The sequence below is a fragment of the Paramesorhizobium endophyticum genome (genome assembly GCF_014640615.1).
Taxonomy (GTDB): Bacteria; Pseudomonadota; Alphaproteobacteria; order Rhizobiales; family Rhizobiaceae; genus Paramesorhizobium; species Paramesorhizobium endophyticum.
The window spans coordinates 340,174-363,113 of record NZ_BMHH01000002.1 but is presented as its reverse complement, the minus strand read 5'-3'; the positions used below and the strand labels follow the sequence as shown (position 1 = coordinate 363,113).

21 protein-coding genes are annotated in these 22,940 nt (G+C 60.0%); 8 read left to right on the top strand and 13 right to left on the bottom strand.

Features of this window, described 5'->3' with window-relative positions; genetic code table 11:
- Nucleotides 1-88: 88 nt before the first annotated feature.
- Nucleotides 89-2,044 (top strand): tyrosine-protein phosphatase, encoded by a 1,956-nt coding sequence (locus IEX53_RS04260; protein ID WP_188821743.1) that lies wholly within the window; start codon nt 89-91, stop codon nt 2,042-2,044.
- 396 nt (nt 2,045-2,440) lie between these two features.
- On the opposite strand, the gene IEX53_RS04255 is transcribed toward IEX53_RS04260, so the two are convergent.
- The 6 genes from IEX53_RS04255 to IEX53_RS04230 form a co-directional block, all read right to left on the bottom strand.
- The gene (locus IEX53_RS04255; protein ID WP_188821741.1) at nt 2,441-4,453 is read right to left on the bottom strand and encodes an aldo/keto reductase; all 2,013 of its coding nucleotides are present in this window, start codon (nt 4,451-4,453) and stop codon (nt 2,441-2,443) included.
- A gap of 38 nt (nt 4,454-4,491) precedes the next feature.
- The gene (locus IEX53_RS04250; protein ID WP_188821739.1) at nt 4,492-6,630 is read right to left on the bottom strand and encodes a beta-galactosidase; all 2,139 of its coding nucleotides are present in this window, start codon (nt 6,628-6,630) and stop codon (nt 4,492-4,494) included.
- A 17-nt stretch (nt 6,631-6,647) separates the two neighbouring features.
- Nucleotides 6,648-7,793, bottom strand: coding sequence for an ABC transporter ATP-binding protein (locus IEX53_RS04245; RefSeq protein ID WP_188821737.1), 1,146 nt, complete (start codon nt 7,791-7,793; stop codon nt 6,648-6,650).
- Between the two features lie 53 nt (nt 7,794-7,846).
- The gene (locus tag IEX53_RS04240) at nt 7,847-8,698 is read right to left on the bottom strand and encodes a carbohydrate ABC transporter permease (protein ID WP_188821735.1); all 852 of its coding nucleotides are present in this window, start codon (nt 8,696-8,698) and stop codon (nt 7,847-7,849) included.
- Nucleotides 8,698-9,582, bottom strand: coding sequence for a carbohydrate ABC transporter permease (locus tag IEX53_RS04235; protein WP_188821733.1), 885 nt, complete (start codon nt 9,580-9,582; stop codon nt 8,698-8,700). The genes IEX53_RS04240 and IEX53_RS04235 overlap by 1 nt, the downstream gene beginning before the upstream one ends.
- 63 nt (nt 9,583-9,645) lie before the next feature.
- Nucleotides 9,646-10,920, bottom strand: a complete 1,275-nt coding sequence (locus IEX53_RS04230; protein WP_188821731.1) for an ABC transporter substrate-binding protein — start codon at nt 10,918-10,920, stop codon at nt 9,646-9,648.
- A 173-nt stretch (nt 10,921-11,093) separates the two neighbouring features.
- Here IEX53_RS04230 and IEX53_RS04225 point away from each other — a divergent pair, with 173 nt between their 5' ends.
- The 3 genes from IEX53_RS04225 (at nt 11,094) to IEX53_RS04215 (ending at nt 13,592) form a co-directional block, all read left to right on the top strand.
- Nucleotides 11,094-12,263, top strand: a complete 1,170-nt coding sequence (locus tag IEX53_RS04225) for an ROK family protein (protein ID WP_188821730.1) — start codon at nt 11,094-11,096, stop codon at nt 12,261-12,263.
- 190 nt (nt 12,264-12,453) lie between these two features.
- Nucleotides 12,454-13,152, top strand: coding sequence for a LysR family substrate-binding domain-containing protein (locus IEX53_RS04220; RefSeq protein ID WP_188821728.1), 699 nt, complete (start codon nt 12,454-12,456; stop codon nt 13,150-13,152).
- Nucleotides 13,153-13,379: 227 nt separating this feature from the next.
- Entirely contained in the window at nt 13,380-13,592 is a 213-nt protein-coding gene (locus IEX53_RS04215; RefSeq protein WP_188821726.1) for a hypothetical protein, read from the top strand.
- A 214-nt stretch (nt 13,593-13,806) separates the two neighbouring features.
- On the opposite strand, the gene IEX53_RS04210 is transcribed toward IEX53_RS04215, so the two are convergent.
- On the bottom strand, nt 13,807-15,237 hold the full coding sequence (locus IEX53_RS04210; RefSeq protein WP_188821724.1) for an FAD-dependent oxidoreductase: 1,431 nt from the start codon (nt 15,235-15,237) through the stop codon (nt 13,807-13,809).
- 56 nt (nt 15,238-15,293) lie between these two features.
- On the opposite strand from IEX53_RS04210, the gene IEX53_RS04205 reads away from it, so the two are divergent.
- A complete protein-coding gene (locus tag IEX53_RS04205) occupies nt 15,294-15,941 on the top strand; it encodes a TetR/AcrR family transcriptional regulator C-terminal domain-containing protein (protein ID WP_188821722.1) in 648 nt (215 codons plus the stop codon).
- A 109-nt stretch (nt 15,942-16,050) separates the two neighbouring features.
- On the opposite strand, the gene IEX53_RS04200 is transcribed toward IEX53_RS04205, so the two are convergent.
- The gene (locus IEX53_RS04200; protein ID WP_188821719.1) at nt 16,051-16,950 is read right to left on the bottom strand and encodes a LysR family transcriptional regulator; all 900 of its coding nucleotides are present in this window, start codon (nt 16,948-16,950) and stop codon (nt 16,051-16,053) included.
- Between the two features lie 97 nt (nt 16,951-17,047).
- Here IEX53_RS04200 and IEX53_RS04195 point away from each other — a divergent pair, with 97 nt between their 5' ends.
- Complete coding sequence (locus IEX53_RS04195; RefSeq protein WP_188821717.1) at nt 17,048-17,440, top strand: nuclear transport factor 2 family protein; 393 nt, start codon at nt 17,048-17,050, stop codon at nt 17,438-17,440.
- A gap of 92 nt (nt 17,441-17,532) precedes the next feature.
- On the opposite strand, the gene IEX53_RS04190 is transcribed toward IEX53_RS04195, so the two are convergent.
- Nucleotides 17,533-18,456 (bottom strand): LysR family transcriptional regulator, encoded by a 924-nt coding sequence (locus IEX53_RS04190; protein ID WP_188821716.1) that lies wholly within the window; start codon nt 18,454-18,456, stop codon nt 17,533-17,535.
- 190 nt (nt 18,457-18,646) lie between these two features.
- Here IEX53_RS04190 and IEX53_RS04185 point away from each other — a divergent pair, with 190 nt between their 5' ends.
- Nucleotides 18,647-19,366, top strand: a complete 720-nt coding sequence (locus tag IEX53_RS04185) for an alpha/beta fold hydrolase (RefSeq protein ID WP_236016019.1) — start codon at nt 18,647-18,649, stop codon at nt 19,364-19,366.
- Nucleotides 19,367-19,669: 303 nt separating this feature from the next.
- Here the strand turns inward: IEX53_RS04185 and IEX53_RS04180 are convergent, their stop codons facing one another.
- The 3 genes from IEX53_RS04180 to IEX53_RS04170 are packed head-to-tail and all read right to left on the bottom strand — an operon-like array spanning nt 19,670 to nt 21,485.
- A complete protein-coding gene (locus tag IEX53_RS04180; protein WP_236016018.1) occupies nt 19,670-20,794 on the bottom strand; it encodes a cation:dicarboxylate symporter family transporter in 1,125 nt (374 codons plus the stop codon).
- 41 nt (nt 20,795-20,835) lie between these two features.
- Nucleotides 20,836-21,156, bottom strand: a complete 321-nt coding sequence (locus IEX53_RS04175; protein WP_188821710.1) for a hypothetical protein — start codon at nt 21,154-21,156, stop codon at nt 20,836-20,838.
- 8 nt (nt 21,157-21,164) lie between these two features.
- Nucleotides 21,165-21,485, bottom strand: coding sequence for a chorismate mutase (locus IEX53_RS04170; RefSeq protein WP_188821852.1), 321 nt, complete (start codon nt 21,483-21,485; stop codon nt 21,165-21,167).
- Nucleotides 21,486-21,697: 212 nt separating this feature from the next.
- Between IEX53_RS04170 and IEX53_RS04165 the strand changes: the two genes are divergently transcribed.
- Nucleotides 21,698-22,123 carry a hypothetical protein gene (locus IEX53_RS04165; protein ID WP_188821708.1) on the top strand — a complete coding sequence of 142 codons (426 nt, stop codon included), beginning with the start codon at nt 21,698-21,700 and terminating at the stop codon, nt 22,121-22,123.
- A gap of 242 nt (nt 22,124-22,365) precedes the next feature.
- Here the strand turns inward: IEX53_RS04165 and IEX53_RS04160 are convergent, their stop codons facing one another.
- The gene (locus IEX53_RS04160) at nt 22,366-22,857 is read right to left on the bottom strand and encodes a TetR/AcrR family transcriptional regulator (protein ID WP_188821706.1); all 492 of its coding nucleotides are present in this window, start codon (nt 22,855-22,857) and stop codon (nt 22,366-22,368) included.
- Nucleotides 22,858-22,940: the final 83 nt, after the last annotated feature.

Genomic DNA, 22,940 nt, shown 5'->3' with positions numbered 1-22,940 from the left:
TCACGCCAGTGTTACGTACGGCGTCTAGCAGCCACCCCATGCGGAGACGGTTCTCCGCCTGCAATATTTCAATTTGTGGGGACAGACGATGAAGAGAGTAACAATTTGCGCAGCGGCCCTTCCGGCGCTGCTGGCGGTACCGGCATGGGCGCAGGAGGCGATCAATACGCCGATCCTGTCTTCGGTCGATAATTTCCGCGATCTCGCCGGTCTGCCGGCGTCGATGGGCGGCACCGGCTATGCCTACACCACGGCTCATGATGGCGTGATGCGCACCGGCGTGTTCTTCCGCTCCAACGCACTGACACTCAACGATACCGATTACGCGACGATTCAGGGGCAGAACATCTCGACCGTCATCGATTTGCGCACGCCGGGCGAAATCGCCAAGTATCCGGATCGCCTGTGGCCCGGCGTCACCTATTTCAACAACAATGTTTCCGGCTCGGATGATGTGCCGACGCCGGTGTTCAACAGCCCGGCTGACGCTATTGCCTTGATGGAAGAAGGCAACCGTAGTTTCGTTACCAATGAACGCACGCGCAGCGTCATCCGTGAGGTTCTTCTCGAACTCGCCCATGCGGACTCCGCAGCGCTCTATCATTGCACTGCAGGTAAGGACCGCACCGGCTGGATCTCGGCCATCCTGCACAGCATCGCTGGCGTGCCGCAAGAACAAATCATGAAGGATTACCTTGCCTCGAATACCTATTCGGCGGCGCGCATCGAAGCCTCGCTCGACGCCATCGCGGCGCAGGCCGGCGGGGGCGCGGCGGGCGAATATGCCCGCGCGATCTATGCGCCGCTCATGGGCGTGCAGGCAAGCTTTCTGCAGGCAAGTCTCGACCAGGTCGCGGCGAGCTACGGCTCGATGGACAATTACCTGAAAGAAGGGCTTGGGCTGACGCAGGCCGACATTTACGTTCTGCGCGGCAAGATGGTCTATTACCAGTCGCTGCCGGAGGAGGATCAAATAACCGGTAACGCCGCCGCAGGCGCGGCGCTGCTGAAGGCGCTGCAGAACTCCGAGCTCTCGGGCGATTACACGGCCTACAACTACTATCTCCAGTCGGCCATCGACGCCGGCACGCTGGGCGGCGTCCAGATGCAAGTCGGCGGGCAGGTCCATGCCGATGCCGGCAGCTGGTTGACGCGCCTGTCCTCGCAGCTTGGCGAAACGATCCAGCCCTATGCGCGGGGCAAAGATCTCGACATCGGCCACGCAGCTTTCTGGCAGACGACGCTGGGCGAAAGCTTCTCGACCGACGGCGATTCAGGCGGGGCGAAGAGCTCGCAGCGCAGCGTCATGCCGCTCTTCGGCGCGACCTACCGTATCGACGAGCGTGCCCTCGTCTATGGCGCGCTCGGCTATGGCGGCGCATCGATCTCGGCGGCGGGCGGCAAGGTGGATCTCGACGGCTTCCTCGCCACCATCGGCGGACGCTACGGCTTCTCGTCGCTCGATTCCGGATTCTATGTGGCGGGAGGGATCAATGCCAGCATCATGAACTATGACAGCTCGCGAACGCTCGGCGGCGGCCTCGGCACTGCCGATGGCAGCACGGACGGCTCCGTCTTGGGGGTCAACGCCGAAATCGGCCACATCTTCCGCTCAGGCGAATGGGCGATCACGCCGTTTGCCGGGGTTGATGTCGCCCATGTCAAGCTTGACGCCTTCCAGGAAAAGGGCAGCGAACTGGCGCTCGCCGTCGACGCGTTCGAGGAAACCGCGGTCCGCCTCAAGGCCGGTGTCGAACTCGGCCTCGATCAGCGCAAAATCGGCGAGTGGGCGCTTGCCACCACCGCGCGCCTGACCTTCGAGCATCTCGCCTCGACGCCCGAGACCGTCAGCACCGCCTCTCTGCAGGGCTTTGCGATCAGCCAGGAATCGGCCTTCAACAGCCGCAATATCGGTCGGCTCGGCTTCGACGTGGCGCTGCAGCACGATGCGCTGACGGTAAAGGCCGGGATCAACGGCGCGATCGGCGACGGTCGCGACAGCAAGAGCATCGGCGGAAAACTTTCGATCGGCTATTCGTTCTGACCTGCTGAATTTTCAGAGAGCGTCCTGATCAAAGATTTGGACGCTCTCTCAGCGAATCCACTTGCCGAGGCTGCCCGGTGGGGTTCGCCTGACCGACGCGGGCGAACTTTTCCGCCGCCGGGCGCGGGAAATCGAGGTGGCGTGGAACGCCGCCATCGTCGGGCGCCGGCATTGTTGGCGGATTTGGGGCCAGTCAGACCTTGCAGGGGCATTCTCCCAGCGATAACGATCCCAATCCCGTCATCGCTAGCCTCCGCTGCCCGTCCCTTACGGGCCATTTGATCGCCACCAAGAGACCATCGCCGAGCCAGCCATAGTCTTCGAATTTCCGCCAGTCGGAACAAACCGAGCGGTTATGTGTCTGCAGGGCAGGCCAAGAGGTGGCGATTGCATTCATTACAGTTGGCCATCTTCCAGCCAACACACCTCCTGCTCTGACAGTTGAATCATCGATGCCGCAATACTGTGGCGAAGCTCCGAGAGGCTCGCCGGACCGATGAGTGGGATTACCGGCCATGGCTGGTTCATTACATACGCAAGCGCGATCTGGATCGGATCCTTTCCAAGGCGCCGGCCAAGCTCTTCCGCGCGCGCCTTGCGTTGGAAATTCAGGTCGGAATACCATGCCCGGACCAGCTCAGCATCCGATCGCTTCTGCGGGCCGACCCTATCGGTGAAGAAACCCCGCGCCTGACTGGACCAGGCAAAGTTAACGACCTTCCGCAGTTTCAGCCAGTTTTTCCAGGCAACGTCGGAGGATGCAATGCAACCGGGCCAGACCGGATCCACCATTTCCGCCAGCGAAAAATTGTTGGAGAGGACACTGGGCTTTGTCTTGCCGGTGCGTGTCGCATAATCGATTGCCTGATCCATGCGCTCGCGGGTCCAGTTCGATCCACCGATCGGGCCACGAATGCGCCCTGCCTTGACCTCTGCATCCATCGCGTCGACGAACTCATCGACCGGGATGTCGGGATTGTCGCGGTGCATGAAATAAACATCGACATAATCGGTCTGCATCCGCTCGAGGCTGACGGCGAGCTGTTTGGCGATGACATCAGGATAGCAGAGCGGGGAATGCGCGCCCTTCTCGACCACCACCACATCGTTCCTCACGCCGCGGCTGCGCATCCAATCGCCGATGAGACGATCCTGCATACCTCCCCCATAATGGAAGGCGGAGTCGATGAGATTGCCGCCGGCCTCGAAGAACGCGTCAAGAACGATCGACGCCGCTGGAAAGGTCGAGAATTCCATCAGGCCGAGCGCCAGCATGGACATTTCTTTTTCTAATCCGGGAATATGCCCTCTGGGGGTGACTTGTTCCTTGCGCTGAAGCTTTTCGCCGGTAAGCGTCCTCGTGCGAATCGCCGGGGTTTCGAGGGCATATTCCAGTCCGATGGCGGCACGCCATTTGTCCAGAACCTTGAGATTGCCGAGCGTGTCGGCTGCCGTCATACCTGGATAGCTGAATTCCAGCTGCCCCGCCCTTATTGCTTCCCCCGCTGCGTCCACTTCGAAGCTGTAGATATGCCGCGGCTCTTCGACCGGAATATCCCTTTGCGTCCCGCTTGAATCAAACAGTCTAATGATTGCCCTGCCGCCCTGCTTTCCGCCGGCAAACCAGAAATGATCGACTTCGATCGACCCGGCCGTTCCGAAGATGCGCAAAACATTGTCCTGCGCCAGTGATACCGAACAGGCTACTTCAGCGATAATACCATTTGGAAAGCGAAGAATGGCAGCGCTCCATTCATCGACATTCGTCGAGCCGAGATATCCCACGCCGAACACCTGGTCCGGCTCGAGGATGCCGTTCGGATAGTCGATGCCGGCGATCAATCGCGCCATCGAAACCGGATATCCGCCTACGTCCAGGATACCGCCGCCGGCAAGATCATTCGCAAAGAGCCTGTGATCCTGTTCGAAGGGTTTGGCAAAGCCAAAGCTCAACTTGATCATGCGAACCTCGCCTATGGCCTTCGCGTTGAGAAGCTCGATCAGTTTCAACGTCAGAGGATGTAGCCGATACATGTAGGCTTCGCCGAGAAAGGTTCCGGCTACACGCGCGGCGGTCTGCATGGCCTCTGCCTCAGCCGCGGAAAGGCCAATCGGCTTTTCACAGAGCACATGCTTGCCGGCCCTCGCGGCCTTGATCGCCCATTCGGCATGGGTTGGATGCGGCGTTGAAATATAGATCGCGTCGATGTCCTTGTCCGCCAGCAGCGCATCATAGCGACGAAGAATTCGCGTGCCCGGAAAACGCTCGGCAAGTCCTGGTTTCCGCGGATCGCGGGTTGCGATCGCCTCCACGCGCCCCGTTTTTGACTGGGCGGCGCCAGCGAAGAAGTCGCCGGCGATACGGCCAGGGCCAAGAATGCCCCAGCGAATTTTATCCGTGTTCGTCATGTCGTTTTCCTGATTTCTCAAGCCGGCAGCGGGTTGTTTCAAGAGAGGTGGACGACGGCGCAGCCGTAGCCTTCGAGTGCGAGCGGTCCATCCACCGCCTTGCCGCTATCCAGAAGATCAATGCCGGCCGGGACATGCTCGATTCGCACTGGCTGTTCGGTGCAGTTCTGGATGAAGAGGAGGCGGCGATCATCATTCATGCGCATCGTCACCTCGACACCTTTCGGGAGGTCGGGAAGAAGTGGTTCGACGCCCGCCTCCGCGAACAGGCCCTCCGACAGCACCTCCGTCAGTTCGGGGGTCAGATAGGTGCCGAGATAGACAACCCTCCCCTTTCCGACTTTTTTGCAGGACGCCATAGGAATGCCCTCGGCATAACGGTTAGACCAGACGGCAATCACCTCCACATCGCTATCTACGCCCAAGTTTTCATAGAAATATCCCGCCGTCAGTTCGCGATTGCCGAATTTGAAGCGGCGCTCGCGGCGATGGGATTCCGCCGGCCTGTTCGGCGGAACCACAAGGCCTCCGGACCGCTCCATGACCTCGAACAGCCCTTTGGCGCCGGGTGCCGCCAGCCGCCCGAAATCCTCGACGCGCACGCCCATCAGCTTCGACAGCGACGCTCCCGGCGGCGTCTCCCTGATGACGTGGTTGTTCTCGTCGCGGGTTCCGGTGCGAGCACCGATCACCACCGTCCCGCCCTCTTCCGCGAATGCTCTCAGGCGTTCCGTCCAGCTATCCTTCCACATCACCCAATGCGGGACATAGAACAGCTTCAGCTTCGAAAGATCGTCTTCCGGATGGATGAAGCCGCAGGCAATGCCGCGGTCGTAGCAATATTGATGCAGCAGAACCGCATCGTCCTGGGGGCTCGGCAGGCCGATCGGATAGGTCTTGTGGGCTTCCTGATTGTCGAAATCCGACCCGGCGATACCCACATCCATGCGCACATAGGTGCCGAGGATCTTGTCCTGCAGCGCCGTCATCTGCGTTGCGAACTGCCTCGCCTCTTCGTAGCGATGGCGCGGGATATCGTCATGATCGATGATGCCCATCCAGTAGATCTCAGCGCCGAAATGGGCCGGACGCCAGCGGAAGAACATGAGCCCATCGGCGCCGCGCGCGACGGACGACATTGCCATCCGCCGCATTTCGCCAGGCTCTGGCGTCAGCGTGCAGAAGCCTGGCTGGCTGCCGAAGCCCGACTGCTGCTCGGGCACGATGTAATTGCCGGAGAACCCTCGGCAGATGTCGAGATGCAGCGCCTGGACCTTGGCATGGTTGCCGATGCGCTGGAACTCGTCATAGAGCATCGGATAGATGTCGTAGCCGACAAAATCGAGATCGCTCGTGAACTGTCCGCGGAAATCGATATCCCGCAGGCCGCCCAGATTGTGGAAGACGAACCATGACGGTTTGACGGCGCGCAGTATCTCGATCTGATCATGCTGAAAACGGGCCGTCGCGAAGGCCAGGAAGCGATGATAGTCCTGAACATGCCCCGGACTTGGAAAAGTCGGGCCGAATTCGATCGGCAGCACCACCTGCTCGAAATTCTGGTAGGCCGTTGCCCAGAAGTCTCCTCCCCACGCATGATTGAGCTTGTCGATCGTGCCGTATTTTTCGGCAAGGAAGGCCTGAAACTCATTGAGCGTCGCCTTTGAATAGCTCTCCGGCATGCTGGTGTTGAGCTCATTGTCGGTCTGCCAGCCGACGACATGGGGATTGTCGCGATAATGCTCCGCCATGGCCTTGGTGATGTGGCGGCTATGCTCACGGAACACCGGGCTTGCCGTATCGCAGTGCTGGCGGGACCCGTGGCTCATGGGCCGGCCCTTGCCATCCACTCGCAGAATCTCGGGATGTGCGACGGTCAGCCAGCGCGGCGGCGTTGCCGTGGGCGTGCACAGGATGGTGTCGATGCCATATCGCCCAAGCATGGCGATCGCCCTGTCGAACAGGTCGAAATCGAAGCTCCCCAATTCCGGCTCGAGAATATGCCAGGCAAATTCCGCCATCCGGACGACGTTGAACCCGGCTTTCGCCATACGCTCGGCATCGCGCTCCCAGTAGCTTTCGTCGACATGCTCGGGATAATGCGGAACGCCGACGAGAAAGCGGCTGGTCTTGACCGGATTCCAGGCGGAGATTGTCGCGAATTTGTTTTCACACACGGTGTCGTTCCTGCTTGCTATTTGTCGATGATCGTCTTGCGGGCGTTAAGCGTGCGCCCGCCATCGGGGGCGAAGAGATAAAGCTCGGCGGCGTCGAGCTTCAGTGTCACTGGCTGGCCGGCCCTGAACGGCGCGACGTAGCCGAGTTGAACTGTGATGTTTCCGGTTCCGCTCTCCGATGCGACGGTCCTAAGCTCGCCGGCGTCGACATAGAGGATCGTTTCGCGGCCGAGATGCTCGACCAGACGAACCGTACCGTTGAGTACGCCGCCTTCCGCGCCGGCTTCGGCCACCGAAATGTTTTCCGGACGAATGCCAAGGGTAAGGCTCGCTCCCTTGTGCAAGACCGATGGAGTTGAAAGCTCGACCTTCACAGCCGCCAGTCCCGGCGCGGAAACCATGACCTCACGACCGGCGACGTCGTCGACCGTGACGGACAGGAAGTTCATTCTGGGGGCACCGAGGAAGCCGGCAACGAAAAGATTGCCGGGGTTACGGTAAAGCTCCAGCGGCGAGCCGACTTGCTCAATGACGCCCTGGTTCAACACCACGATGCGGCTCGCCATCGTCATGGCTTCCACCTGATCGTGGGTCACATAGACCATGGTCGCGCCGAGTTCCGTGTGCAGACTGGAGAGTTCGACCCGCATTTGCGTGCGAAGCGCGGCATCGAGATTGGAGAGCGGTTCATCGAATAGGAAAACATCCGGCGAGCGCGTGATCGCCCGTCCGATCGCAACGCGCTGGCGCTGCCCGCCGGACAATTGCTTTGGTCTTTTCTCGAGCTGGTCGGTAATCCGCAAAATCCTGGCGGCCCGCGCGACGGCTGCATCTATTTCTGCCTTCGGCCGCTTGGCCATCCGCAGCCCGAAGCCCATGTTTTCGGCAACCGTCATGTGCGGATAGAGAGCATAGGACTGAAAAACCATGGCAATGCCCCGGTCCCCAGGTTCCTCCCGGCTGACATCGCGCCCGTTGATTAGAATCTTGCCCGAGGTGATTCCCTCGAGGCCGGCGATCGTCTTGAGCAGGGTAGATTTGCCGCAACCGGACGGACCGACCATGACGATGAACTCGCCCTGCTCGACGGAGAGATCGATTCCACGCAATGCGTGGTAGGTGCCGTAACTCTTGTTTATCTGCTGCAGTTCTAGACTGGTCATGCTTTCTGACCCTCTGCGTTGCGAAAATTCGGTATTGGATTTTCCGGCTGCGCTCATCCCTTGACCGCTCCCATCGTCAGCCCGGCGATGAAATGCCGCTGCATCAGGAAGAACATCACCACCGGCGGGACGGCGACAATGATCGTTCCGGCCGAAATCAGGTTCCACGCCGAGACCCATTCACCGCGAAGATTGGCAAGCCCTGCGGTGACCGGCTTGACGGAGTCGCTCACGGTCAGGACCACAGCCCAGAAATAGTCGTTCCAGATGAAGGTGAAGAGCAGGATCGCGAGTGCCGCCAGAGCGGGCCGTACCAGGGGCACCACGACATGAATGAGGGTCTGGAAAGGTGTCGCGCCCTCAGCCCTCGCCGCCTGGAACAGTTCGTCGGGCAGCGCCGCGATGAAATTGCGCATGAACAGCGTCGCGAAGCCGGTCTGGAACGCGACATGGAAGATGATCAGCGCCAGCGTGGTGTCGATCAGATCGAGTCGCACCATCAAGTCACGCACGGGGATCATCATGATCTGGTGAGGAAGGAAATTGCCCCCGACGAACAGGGCGAAGATCAGCATATTGCCGGGAAACCGATATCTGGAAAGCACGAAGCCGGAAAGCGTGCTCAGGATCAGGACGCCGGTCACCGACGGGATGGTGATCGTCAGGCTGTTGAGGAAATAGCGCGCCATGGGCGTCTGGGCGAAGACGGCGGCATAATTATCGAGAAGACCGAACTCTGACGGCCAGCCCCAGAGGTTGCCGCTCATCACATCCGTGGTGGAGCGGAACGAGGTGAGAATGATGGCGAAGAGCGGGCAAAGCCACAGGAGAAGGACCGCCAGAACGCCCAGAAAATAAAAGCGCCGATGCCAGACTGCCGTCTGCGGAATTGGACGAGGATACATCAGCCGCCCCTTTCTTCCGTGCGGATGATCCGCGACAGATACCAGACGATGAATAAGGCCATGATCACGAACAGGACCGATGCGATTGCCGCGCCATAACCGAGCCGGTAGGAGAAGATCGACTGTTCGAACATCTGGTAGGCGAGAACAGAGGAAGAGCCGAACGGTCCGCCGCGTGTCATCACCGACACCATGTCGAATGAGCGGAGCGCGCCGACGACGGTCACGGCGATTGCGATGAAGGTGACCTGCGTCAATTGCGGCAGTACGATGTGCCGGAGCATGTTCCAGCCTTTTGCGCCATCGACGCGCCCGGCGCCAATGAGCTCTTCGCTCAAGTTGTTGAGACCGGCGAGATAGAGCACCATGCAGAACGTGATTTGCGGCCAGAGCGCAGCGATCACAATGGCGAAGGTCACGAAATGCTCGTCGGAAAGCACGGCGGGCGCCATGGCTCCAAACGCCTTGAAGATCAGCGCAAGAAGCCCGAATTCCGGCGTATATACCCAGGTGAAGACGACGCCGACCGTCACCGAGGCAAGGACGAGCGGAATGAAGAACAACGACTTCAGGAATCGCATGCCCCGGATCTTCTGGTTTACCAGCAGCGCTATCGCCAGTCCCAGCGGCGGCGCGGCCATGAACATGATGAGCCAGATCAAATTGTTCTTCAGCGAGGTGTAGAACTGCGGGTCGTTGTAAAGCTCGATGTAATTGCCGAACCCGATCCAAGTCATCGGTCCAAAACCGTCCCACTCATGCAGGCTGATCCAGAGGCTTCGGACCGCCGACAAAAGAATGACAGTGAAAAATAGGAGGATGGCCGGAGCGATGAGCAAAACCGGGGTAAGCCACCAACGCTGGCGGCGCCATATCATCAACATTGTCCTGGACCTCTTGAGGGAAGGAGCGGAACATCGCTCCGCTTCCAGTCACCGGGAGGAAAGTTAGATCTTGTAAATGCGCTTGCGGGTGGCTTCGAGGCGCTCAAGGATCGCTTGGCGGCGATCCGGCTTCGCCATGAACTCCTGAAAACCGACGAGGCCGGCCTGCGCCATGTCCGGATCGCTGTCGCGATCATAGTATTGGGAGGTCCCCTTGACCTCTTTCAGGGATTCGACGGCAGCGTTGACCAGCGGATCCTTGCTTGGCGGAAGGTCGTTGCGCGGCGGCACGTTGCCGCCCGGTTCGAGATAAGCCGCCAGATTTTCCGGCCTGTAGAAATAAGCGAGAAACTCGCGGGCGCCCTGCTTGTTCTTGCCCTTTGCCGGAATATGGATCGAGTTCAGCGAGAATTCCTCGAAGCGGGGGACATTGGCGTCGAGGATCGGGAACGGCGCAAAGGCCAGTTGAGGCAGGTCCGCCTCGCCGAAGGCGGCCCGCAGGAACGCGCCGAGATTCATCATCCCAGCCTTCTTCTGCGCAAGCAGGGCAGCCGCCTCCTGCCAGCCGAAGGATGTATGGTTCGGCGTGAAAACATCCTGCTTAATCATGGCTTCCCACTGATCGAAGACCGGCGTCAGCGTGGGATCGAGATAGCTCATCTGGCCATCCATCAATGCCATATGCTTTTCAAGGCCGTTGATGCGGAGATTCATCTGATCGAACCAGCCGGCCGCGGGCCAGAGTTCCTTCGTGCCGATGGCGACCGGCGTCAGTCCCGCGGCCTTGGCTTTACTGCTGTAGGCCGAAAATTCCTCGGCTGTTCCCGGCACCATCAGCCCGTTCTGCTCGAAGACATCCTTCCGGTAGAACATGCCCCATAGCGTTCCTCCCGTGGGCAGGCCATATTGCTTGCCATCCACCGTGACCGCGCCCATGCTCGCGCCCAGCACGTCCCTGTATTTTTCCTTTTCGAACAGGTCCGAAATATCGTCGAACAGGCCACGCTTCACGAATGTCCGCATGCGGTTGCCTGAAAACCAAAAGCAGACATCAGGCGCGCCGGCCACGAGATAATTCCGGATCGCCGTCTTGTGGGCCTCATGATCCATATTGTTGATGACCACCTTCGTGCCCGCCTGCCTGCTGAAGTCGTCGGCTATCTTCTTCAGCGCCTCGAGAGCCTTGGCGTTGTTTTCGGCCGAAATCACGTTGATTTCCTGTACCTGCCCAATTGCAGGTATCGGCAATCCGCTCGTGATGGCGGCCGCCGATGCTATGCCGGCACCCTTCAGGAAGCTGCGGCGCGTGGGTGATAAAAAACGCTTGGTAAATGCCATTGAACTCCTCCCAAGTTGCAATGATCAACATGCATCGGCGACCGTCCTCCACAACGGCGACGCCAAGCATCTCATTCGACCGATCCTCTCCTTCCGAGTTGATCGATGGAGGAGATTTAGGCATATATCAAACAGAGGTGCAATAGTTTATTTACTAAATAAAGGAAATCATCGTGAAGCTCAAAGGCGACCAGACGACAGCCAGAGCCTTGAACCGTCGCTTGATCCTGAACCTGCTTCGGCAGGAAGGGCCCAAGAGCCGCGCCGAACTGGCGACTGTTACTCAGCTCAGTCCCGCCGCCGTCACATCCGTTGTCAGTGACCTCATGGAAGAGGGGCTCCTTGCGGAGGGAGAGGCCGTTTCCAGCTTCACCGGCCGACGCCCGATTCCGATCGAGATCAATTACGGCCATGGGCTGGCGATCGGCTTCAAGCTGATGGCCGACACGGTTGAATGCGTTGCAACCGATCTTGCAACGACTCCCCGGGCGGCCCTGCGCGTCCCCCTGCCGAGCCGTGCGCCGGATGATGTCGTTGATCTTCTCGCGGCTACTGTGCCCCGGCTCGTCGGGCTTGCGGGCCGCCCGGATGCCAGGCTCGCAGGTATCGGCATTTCCATGCCGGGTGTCATCAATCATCAACAGACGATGTGTGTCCGCAGCCATCGCTTCAATTGGGACCACGTTCCCCTGGCATCATTGCTCGCCAAACAGGTCAATGTTCCGGTCTGGCTGGAAGACGACACGAACGCCTATGCGATTGCGCAGCAATTGTTCGGGCTGGGGCGGCAGCATCGCAATATGGCGGTGCTTGCGGTCGGTGTCGGAATAAGCTGCGCGCTCATCGTCGAAGGCAAGCTCTACCGCGGCGCCAATGGTGCAGCCGGCAAGTTCGGGCATGTGCTTTATGAGGAAAACGGCCGGCTCTGCGAATGCGGCAAGCGGGGCTGCCTGATGGCCTACCATTCCGAGGCTTCCATGCTGCGCCGCTGGCGCGAGATAAATGGGGACGCCGCCGATCTCGGCGCTCCCGAATTGCGACAGGCACTTATGGCGGGGGATCCGGCAGCTGTGAAAATCGTCACGGATTCCGGGCGCAGCATCGGAACGGCCCTCGCCAACCTTGTCAATGTGGCAGACCCGGAAGTGATCGTGGCCGGTGGAGAAGCCGTATCCCTCGGCGAACATTTCCTGACGCCGTTGCGGGAGGCTCTGGCGAGCAGGACGTTCAGAGCCCCGCCGCCGATTCTTCCCGATTGGGAAGACAATTCATGGGCGCGCGGCGCGGCGGCTCTCGTCACGCAGAGGATGTTCGATTTCGAGTCGGCTGGTGGCTCTTCTTGACCAGATGAGCCGCCTGATCTCTAAGCTTGGCAAACCCTGCCCGCCATTATGTCAGGTGATAATGTCCATAGATCGCAGATCTAGGAGTCCGGCTGCCGAAGGCAGTCTCTACCGATACGATTTCCTCGATGACCAGTGATTATCGCCTTCGCTTTCTTCCGCCCGCAGTCACGGTAAACCGGATTGGCATATGATCGGTATGCCCGACACGGCCGCGATCACCGCTTCACGGCAACCGGCAGGATTCGTCTCGATCGGCTTCGTCGGCGCGGCGGCATACGCATTCCTGCCGCGTCTGGCGAAGGCGTTCAATGACCGTTTACCCTGGCTGACAGTGCGCTTTCAGGAAGCGATGTCGCTGGCGCAACTCCAGTTTCTATCGCTCGATCGCCTGGATATCGGCCTCATGCGGCCAGTAGAAGGGGTCGAGGCCTTCGAAAAGATGAGCGTGTTGCGCGAACCGCTGGTCGCCGCCATTCCGATAACGCATAAACTGGCGCAGCGGCGGCGGATCGACCTGAAGCTTTTCGACAACGAACCGTTCATCATGTTCTCGCCCGAATCCCCTTACTCGCGCGCACTTCTGAATGGCCTTTTCAGGGAAGCGGGCATACGCCCGCGCTTCGTTCAGGAATTTGTCCAGTCCCAGCCGATTGTATCACTGGTATCGGCGGGGCTGGGCCTGGCAATTGTTCCTGCCGGGATCGCCAATGCAAGTTTCGACAATGTTGTCTTCCGTCCACTGCGTTTCGAACCGTTGCGCGGCACTGAACCAAGATTTGATATCGTCGCGGTCTGGCAAACCCAATCCAGCAATCCTGCCAGAACCGCCGTAATCGAAGTGATGCGGGAACTGGCAGCCGACGAACCGCGCCGCGGCTTCGTCTAGCCGTCGCCTGTCCTTAATTCCGACTCCGCGACGCAAATCGCAGCGAGGAAATCGATGAAGTGCCGCACGCGCAAGGGCATGTGCCGCCCCCGCAACGGTAACCGCGTTGATCGAAAAGGGCAGCGACGCAGGCTGATCCAGAATTCGTACGCCCTCGCTGGAGGGGTCCGTGATATGCGCCTGCGCATCGACCCGCTCGCGGACAAGGACAGCCCGCGCTGTTCTGCATGAGCAAGTGCCGCCTGCCTGTCTCTGTCATCGACCGCATGGCGGTCGCGCTCCGCCATCAGTTCCGCCGCGCGGTGCAGGTGCTGTCTTTGGTCAAATCGAAGGACGACGGGCAGGCGGGATCGCACACCAGAGTTAGAGTTCCGGGCCGTCGGATTTCATTCACCGCGACAACCTCGGGTTCGTTGATTGCAAAGGCGATCATCTGGTGAACGTGTCGGCTGGCGCCCCAACCCGACCTACGTTATCCTGGTTCGCCTGCTGCACGTCCTTCTCGCTGATCTGATCCAGCAGCTCCATCTTGACGGCTCCCAGGGAGAGGCGCCATCTCTTGCCGCAGCCCGCCGCGGTGTGAAGCCGCCTTCTGCTACAGACCAGTGCCTCTACCCAACGATTTCCGTCCATGTAAACCAACGAGCCCAACGTTCATGTGAAGCCGGCGATATAGCCATCCGGCCGAACGAGCATGGCCGTCGTTTCACGCAGTGGCCCTTCGGAAGCCTGGCAGCGAAGCCGCCTCACCGCCGTTTCTGGCAACCACGCCGGCGCTTCGGCCGATTTGCCGTCCGCAAAACTTAGCGAGAGCCATTTGCCCTCGTTGAGAAGGCAGTGAACAGTCGCCTGCGTGCCATCTTCCACCACAAGGCGGCTGTCGGGCGACCGGCGGCCCGCTGCGGGATCGTCGACGCCGGGCAGTGCATCGTGCGCATATGTGATGTCGAATCCCGACAACTCGCCAGCGAGGCGCCGGTTAAGCTCGCCGACCTTCAGGAGATCCGACATCAATGCGCGCAGCGCGAGGTGGGCTGGATCGAAGCTGGTCATCATTGCGATCTGCGCCAGCGTGTTGCGGGCGAGTTGAACCCCCACTGGCCGTCTTTCTGTCTCATAACTATCGAGCAGCGCGTCAGGCGCCTCGCCCTTGATGACTGCCGCCAGCTTCCAACCGAGGTTCATCGCATCCTGCAGCCCGACATTCATGCCCTGGCCGCCGGCGGGCGCGTGGATATGCGCCGCATCCCCTGCGACGAAGAGATTACCGCGGCGGTAGGCGGCAGCCAGGCGTGTTTCATCGCCGAAACGCGTGAGCCAGGAAGGATCGCGCATGCCGAGATCCTCGCCAAGAACGCGGCGGGCTGACGCGGAGAGTTCCTCCAGCGACAGAGGTTCGCGCGTGTCGACGTGAGAGCGCTCCGGGTCGATGAGAATGATCCTTACCCGCCCGGTGGCGTCTACGGGCGCGAGCATGCCGCCGCCGCGTTCATTGCAGAAGGCACGCACGGGTGGCCCCTCCATTGCATCTATGCGGACGTCACCCATCATTACGCTGTGGGAGGTATCACTGCCTTCAAACGCGATGTTGGCCGCCGCACGTACGACGCTCCGACGCCCATCAGCGCCGACAACGGCGCGGCAGTCGAAGCGGAATGCGCCATGGGCGGCCGTGCCTGTCACCGTATAGCCGCGCTCGCTGTCCCCGGCGATGCTTTCTACATGATGGCCGCGATGGATCTCCACGCCGAGATCTGCAGCATGCGCTTCGAGAAGCGCCTCCGTCCGGCTCTGTGGAAGAAACAAAGTGAAGGGGAATCGCGTCTCGAATCCGGAGAAGTCCAAGCGCGTGTCTAGGCTCGCAAAATGACCCGTCGCGATGGGCTTGCCTTCGACCAGGAAGCGCTCCGCCACCCCTCGCATCGCAAACAGTTCGATGGTTCGGCCATGGATAGTAAGGGCGCGGGACTGCTCCGTGCGGGCAGTACGGCGCTCGAGAAGCGCGACCTCCAGCCCGGCGAGCCTCAACTCGCACGCTGTCCACAAGCCTACAGGGCCGGCACCGACAACGACTACATCTACCATATTGCTCTCCACCTCTAACACTGTTAGATTGCTCTAACGATGTTAGGGAGTCAACCATGGCGCTGCAAAAAGAGACGGTGGTCGCGACCGCACTGACACTGCTGGACGAAGTAGGTGTCGAAGGCCTGACAATGCGAGCGCTTGCCAAAGCGCTCAATGTGCAGGCCCCCACGCTCTATTGGCACTTTCCGTCCAAGCAGGATTTGCTGGACCAGATTGCAGACGCGATTATCGCTCCCGCTGTCGCTGCAACGGATACCGGTCAGAATCCTGACGCGGTGTTATCGTCGCTGGCGCGTGCCATGCGAAACGCGTTGCTCGCCCACCGGGACGGCGCCAAGGTCTATGCCGGCACCTATGCCGTCGGCGCGAATGTGCTCAAGCTCGCCGACATCGCGCTGGAAGCGCTGCTGAAGAAGCAACTCGACGAGCAAGCGGCGACGGATGCGATGTTCAATCTCGTTTATTTCGTCCTTGGATCCACGATCGAAGAACAGGCGTTTCGTGACCGTTGGAGATCGGACGAGGACCACAGTGGCGGCGAGAAGCAGCTCATCGCGGCCATCGGCACCCGCTTCCCCGCGCTACGGCGGTGCGCAGGGGCCATTATCAAAAGCGACTTTGAGAAGCGATTCAAGGAGGGAGTGGCCGCCTTCCTTCGCGGCTTAGAGGGAGCGGATGCCAATGGTGGCTCTCCATCGTGACGCAAGTAAAAAACCCCGCCGCGCCTGTCGCGCTGAGGTCTTCGCCGCGCAAGCGCGGGACCGCCGCTATTCTATTGTCCCATCGGGCCCGCCGAATGCTGATCTGCGTTTAGGTCTGCCTGGCAATGGCCCACAACAGTTCACGAAGCCAGCGATTGCCGGCGTCGTTGGCGCGCGGGTGCCATGCAACGGATAGAGATATCTCCGGAAGCGCGATCGGCGGCTCGAAGATCGCCAAGTCCGCACTTCGGCGTGATGTCAGGGAATGCGGCATTGTCGCCAGAAGCTCGGTTTTCCGTACCGTTTCAATGGCAGCGAGGTAGCTTTGCACCGAGACGGCGACATGCCGGGTTCGGCCGATCTTCGACAATTCTTTATCGACAATGCCCTCAAAGCCTCCACCGTCGCCGGACACGATCACATGCGCGTTGGAGCAGAAACGATCCAGATCCATCGCTCCATGCTGGCTCGCCGCCTTTCCAATCGTCACCAGGTGATCTCGTACCACCTTTTTGCTCATCAGGGTGCCGTGCTTTGCAAACTGGGACGGGGCGCCGACCGCCAGATCCAGCTTTCCGGTTTCGAGGTCCTCCAGCTTGTGGGGATCAAACTGATGAAACGCTATCCGCATGCGCGCAGCCTCGGCTCGCTGGATAGCCTCGATCAATGGCACGCCGATTATAGTCGTCGCATTGTCGTTGGCCATGATGTGAAACGTGCGCGCGGCTGTTTTCGGATCGAACGTTTCGTCAGCAAGGCGGCTCTCCAGATCCGCCAGGAATTGCGAGGCATAGCCGGCAATTCGTGTTCCATGATCGGTGGGAATGAGGCCTCGCCCTTTGCCTGAGGGCACGAGCAGAGGGTCACCGAAGAGCGTCCGCAGTTCGGCAAGGCGCGCTGACATGCGGGGCTGACTTATTGCCATCCGCCGGGCGGCGGCAGATACGCTGCTCTCTTCGATAATCGCGACGAGCGATGGCAAGAGCCGAAGGAGCGTTTCATCAATCATTTGAAATCCAGATATCAGCTATCCTCTTCATCCGTATATCGGAATTTGATCTGCGGCGGTAGATTGTCTCGCATCATTTCCATCAGAGGATCCAACAATGAACACCATGACAGCCGAAGAGCTTGCACACGCATTCCACCGCGCCCTTGTATCGCGTGATTGGGAGGCCATGCGTCAGCTTTTCCATGAAGATGCAATTTGGACGCTACCGGGAGACAATGAAATCTCCGGCGTGGCGACCGGTGTCGACGCCGTGGTCGCCCGCGCTCGGCAGATCGCGGGCTATGGCCTGAGCTTTGAGCTCAAGCACGTGTTGTTGAGCCGCGATAATATGGCGCTTAGCCTCCATAACACGGCCGAGCGCAAAGGGATTGTGCTGGACGAGCATCTTGCGACGGTATGCCGGCTCCGCGACGGCCGCATCGTCGAGGTCGAAACGTTCCTCTCAGACGTTCCCGGCATGAACCGGTTCTTTTCCAGCCCGGCATAGGCGGATCCGGGCGGCGGGCCACGCTCCAACATGCGCTTGGCGCGTTGGCCGCCCGCGTGCTGAATTCCGAAACTTGATTTTCGGTAACGCCCTTATCCCCGAGGTTTCAGCGCAACGTCCCAGGACGGGGTGCCGCCGAGTTGCACACCCAGATGCTCAATAAAGCGTCGGAGCTTCACAGAGGCGTGCCGCTTCGTCGGATAGACCGCGTGGATCGCCAAATCCGACGTCTTATGATCCTTTAATAGCGGGAGAAGCGCGCCGCTCGCAATGGACGGTCCAAACACGAAGCTCGGGCCGTAAGCGACGCCGGTGCCTGCCAAGGCTGCGGACAGCAACATCTGCATATTGTTGGATGCAAGCCGGACGGGGCCATCGATTATATGCGTTTGTCCGTCTGGATCGGTCAAAGTCCAGTCACCGGGAGAGACCGCGTCTGTAAAGGCCAGTCTCGGCGCTCGGCGCAGATCCTCCACCGTTTTCGGCTCGCCATGCCGTTCCAGGAACGAAGGTGCCGCACAATAAACCATTCGGCACGGAGCGAGACGCTTGGCGACGAGATCGGAATCCTGTAGCCGACCGATGCGGATCGCCATATCAATGCCCTCTGCCAGCAGATCAATATAGTGATCGCTCAGCAAGGTCTCGATCGAAACCTCAGGATACGCTTCAAGAAACCCTGCTATCACAGGACCGAGATGCATGGCGCCGAATGTCGTTGGAGCGGTAATCCGCAAGAGACCCCGCACATTCGCCTGTGCCTCCCGCACCTGGGCATTTGCATCTTCCACAGCCTCGAGGATCTGCTTGCAGCGTGTGTAGTAGGCGTTTCCCACCTCGGTCAGCTTCAGCATTCGGGTGCTTCGCTGGAGCAGCCGCGCCTGCAACGCTTCCTCGAGAGCCGAAACATGTTTCCCCGCCATTGACGATGACAGTCCGAAGCGCCGTGCGGCGCCGACGAGGCTCCCCTCCTCTACCGCCGCAACGAACACGGCCATGCTTGTCAACCGATCCATCCATCACCTCATTCGATAGTCTTGGTATCATATGATGATAGATATTGGGCAATTCTATCGTGAAATGATCAGGCGTAAATTTCCTTTCACCGGCTTCAAAAGGCCGGCTGAAATGTGAGGCAAGCAAATGAACATCGCATCGAATGGAATTTCCCTACACGTCGAGGAGCAGGGCAAGGGAGAATTAGCCTTGGTCTTCTTGCACTATTGGGGCGGCTCATCCCGCACGTGGAAGTATGTCACCGCCGAGCTCGCGCCGAGCTTCCACACCATCGCCATCGACCACCGCGGTTGGGGACAATCCGAAGCACCCAGCGCTGGCTACGCGCTGGCGGATATGGCTTCCGACGTCGAAGGCGTAATCGCCGCACTCGATCTGCGCCGCTACGTCCTGGTCGGCCACTCCATGGGCGGCAAGGTCGCCCAGTTGATGGCGTCGCGCCGGCCCGCTGGCTTGGCTGGCCTCGTGCTCGTAGCTCCGTCTCCGCCCACTCCAATGGCCCTCCCCGCAGAGGCGCGCGAGGCGATGGCCGGCGCTTATGAGAGCCGGGCAACAGTCGAGGCGACTATCGATAATGTGCTTACCGCGAAGCCGCTTTCCAGCGAGATTCGCGAGCAGGTCATCGCGGACAGCCTGAAAGGTGCGCCGGCCGCAAAGCTCGCCTGGCCGCGCGATACAAGCCAGGAGGATATCACCGAGCAGGTTGGTAAGATCGACGTCCCCACGGTTGTAATCGCCGGTGAGTTGGACAAGGTCGATACACCGGATGTGTTGAGAGCCGAGCTATTGTCCCGCCTGCCCGGCGCGGCAATGCATGTGTTGGCCGGAACCGGGCATCTGTCGATGCTCGAATCTCCCCGGGAAGTAGCCACGCTCATTCAGCGATTCTGCGGAAGGCTCCGTCACTGAAGTGAGTGATCGGCTTTTGCCGCATGATGATGTCCAGAACCATTGCGGCGGCAGGCGCGAGACGCGCCTGCCGTGAAGTAATGTAGATTACGCCAATAACCGGTCCGGGTCTGTCAAGAAGGCAATTTTGCGCCCTTGGTGATCTCGTCGACTGACTTCACAGACCGAGGCCGAGCATGGCAGTTTCATAGCGCCCATCGGCGTGCAATTACACACGCGGCTGCTCGAGGACACCAGACGAAAGCCCATCTCCCTTCCGCTGATGAGCATTCTTCAGATATGCCTTGGCCGGGCGGCAGGCTTCTAGAATGCCGCCGCCCCGACCAAGCCCTGCTCATTTTCGACCGTTTCCTGGTCATCACTTAGCACCGCGTGACCGTCGAGAGCTAGCGTTAGCTTTTCCCTGTCCAGACAACCATCCCAGGCCGCCACCACGACCGCGCCGATAGCATTGCCAATCGTATTGGTGACAGACCGCGCCTCCGCCATAAAGCGGTCGACGCCGAGCAACAGCACGAGCCCTCCAACAGGAATGCTGTGCATTGCTGCCAAGGTGGCGGCCAATGTCACAAAGCCAGCACCGGCCACACCTGCGGAGCCTTTGGAAGTCAACATCAGAACACCAAGAATGGTCATCTGCTGCAATAACGTTAGTGGCGTGTCGGTCGCTTGAGCGATGAATAGCGCCGCTATTGTAAAGTAGATGGCGCTACCATCGGCGTTGAAGCTTAAGCCTCCCGGCACCACGAGACCTACAACGGCTCTGGGTACGCCCGCCGCTTCCAGTTTCCGCATCATTTGCGGCAGCACCGATTCCGACGAACATGTCCCGGCGACCGTGAATATCTCATCACGGATGAAATTCAGGAACTTCCAAAGCCCGAACCCCGACAGCCGCGCCGCGAGCCCGAACACTAGGACCACGAACAAAATGCATGTGATATAGACACAGGCAAGAACCTTGCCGAGCGACACCAAGCTTTCCATTCCGTAGGTGCCGACCGTAAATGCCATTGCCCCGAACGCTCCCACGGGAGCTACCCGCATAATGATGGAAACCACCCGGAATACCGCCGTCAGGAAGCTTTCCATGAATGCGACTGCCGGTCGCGCCCTTGGTCCGATCTGCGATAACGCTATCCCGAAGAGCACGCCGAAGAAAAGGAGTTGGAGAATATCGCCTCGCGCGAAAGCATCGACCACGCTCTCAGGGACAGTATGAACGACGAAACCTATCAGTCCATCCCGCTTTTCCGCCATTTGGGTGTATTGGCTGACCGTATTGGTATCCAAAGCGCTCACATCGACATTCATACCGTCGCCCGGGCGAATGATGTTGACGACCGCCAGGCCGACGAGCAGAGCAATTGTGGACGCCACCTCAAAATAAATCAGAGACTTTACGCCAATCCGGCCGAGCTCTTTCATGCTCTCCATTTTGGCGATTCGCAGGACAACGGTACAGAATATTACAGGCGCATGCCGCTGACGGGAATGTTCCCGGAATGCCAGCGCGCATCACTTGATACATAGAGAATGCGCAAGGTTTCTCCTGCCACGCCCATGCCCGGCTGGCTTGCCAGCGTTTCCTCGCGCAGCAACGTCCCGGGCTCGCCGGGCAAAGGCATGGCCCATCGATAGAAGGGAGACAAGTCCATGTCGCCCGCCACAGGACCCGCTGGCAGCACGCCATCAGACGGCGCCTTATCCTGCGCCATCGACGGGATGGACGCGCACAATGCGAGCGCGCCAAAATAGGCAAGCAGCCTTGCGGCTTTTGCGAACATCATCTTCCGTTTCATTTTGATACCCGTTGTGCCGCTGTTTCATCGGCTGCTATCTGCTCGTGATGCCGGATGACTTCCTCGATGATGAAGTTGAGCAGTCTCTCCGCGAAATCCGGGTCGAGCCGGGCTTGCTCGGCCAGATACCTCAGCCGGGTGACCTGAAGCTCCTCCCGCGCCGGATCGACTGGCGGCAGCCGGTGTCGAGCCTTCAACCGGCCGACTTCGCCGGTGCAGCGGAAGCGCTCGGCCAGAATATGGGTCAGGGCCGCGTCAAGATTGTCGATCGATTGCCTATATGAAAAAAGCTCGGCTTTGATTTCGGATTCGTCCATCATTGGGGCACCGCCTGCTTGCAAATCGTCTACCGCAGCCCTCATCGTGCGATTTTGCACCCCCAGCGGGGCGTGTCCTTTTGTTAAGATATATTGCGCCGGGCGCTTATCCTTCGCCTCTCTCCGAAACAAAGCGTAATATAACGACATGTCCAAAGCAGGCCGCCCGTGAAGGGTAGCTTGGCCCTCGCCTCCCGTTGAAGGAGATCATAATGCTGCGTGCCCTGTTCTTCGCCGCCCTCGTCCTGCTGGCGCCCTCCGCGGCTACTGCCGACGACGATCCCCGACGCGTCATCGAAGCCTACTATGCCGCCATCGACAAGGGAGATTACCAAAGCGCCTATCGGCTGTGGGACCGGCAGGGCCAGGCGAGCGGCAAAAGCTTCGCCGCCTTTCGCGACGGCTTTCTCTCCACTGCGCGGTCGCGCGTGGTCACGGGTTCACCAACCAATGGCGATGCCGGCATGAGCCAGCAGTGGATCGACGTGCCCGTCGATGTCCATGCCACGCTGACGAACGGACGCCGCCAGCATTTCCGGGGCTATTACAGGCTGCATCGCATTGCGCCAGGAGTCGGCGCGCCCGCTGACGCCGAGAAATGGCATATTTCCTCTGCGAAACTTCTGCCCGTGCGCTAGCATGCTCCTTAATCCGCAGGAGCGAACGGAACCGAGGCCGGGAGATACTGATCCCTCCAAACGCCTTCAAGAACGCCAACTCGTCGCTTCGGCTCCAACCGGAGAAGGTCGTTGGCTCCATCGGTCCTTTCATAGATCGCGAACCGTTGGAGGATCAAGTTTCAATGGGGTGGTTCGAAGCGCTCGCGATGTCAGAGGAAACGGGCGTGGCGCATTATCATGACAAGGGCGTTGCGCCCGCTCTATGGAAACAACCAGGGCCCCTCGCCTGCCGCCAAACGCTTCGCAAGCCGCTCAAGCGGCGAGCCGTCCTGTTCCGCAAGCGCCAAAATCCAGGCACCCTGCAACAGCATGAGTAGATGCTCGCCGGCGCCGTGCGGATCGTTGACACCCAGCCGATCCGCATGGCCCGCAAGGCAGGCGCTCCGGCGGGAAATCACGGGCTGCGCAACCCGGCGCAAGTCCGGTTCATCGGACACTGCCTGCAGCACGCTCATCACTGGACAGGCAAGCACCCTGTCTGGCTGAACGGCCAGCCCGATGATCGCCCGGCAGGTACGGATCGCCCCCTTGCGAAAATCGGCGGCATCCGCGAAGGCGTCGTTTACCACCTCTTCCAGCGCTGCCCCTGCCCAGAGCGTCGCCGCCTTGGCCAGCTCAGATTTGCCGCCGGGAAAATAATGATAGAGCGAGCCTTTCGGCAACCCGGAGACGGCCAGCATTTCGGCGGTCACGGGCGGGAATTGTCATGATCTTTCTTTACTGCAACTAGACCGAATGGTCTATATGTAGTTTTGGAGCTATCGACCGAAAGCCC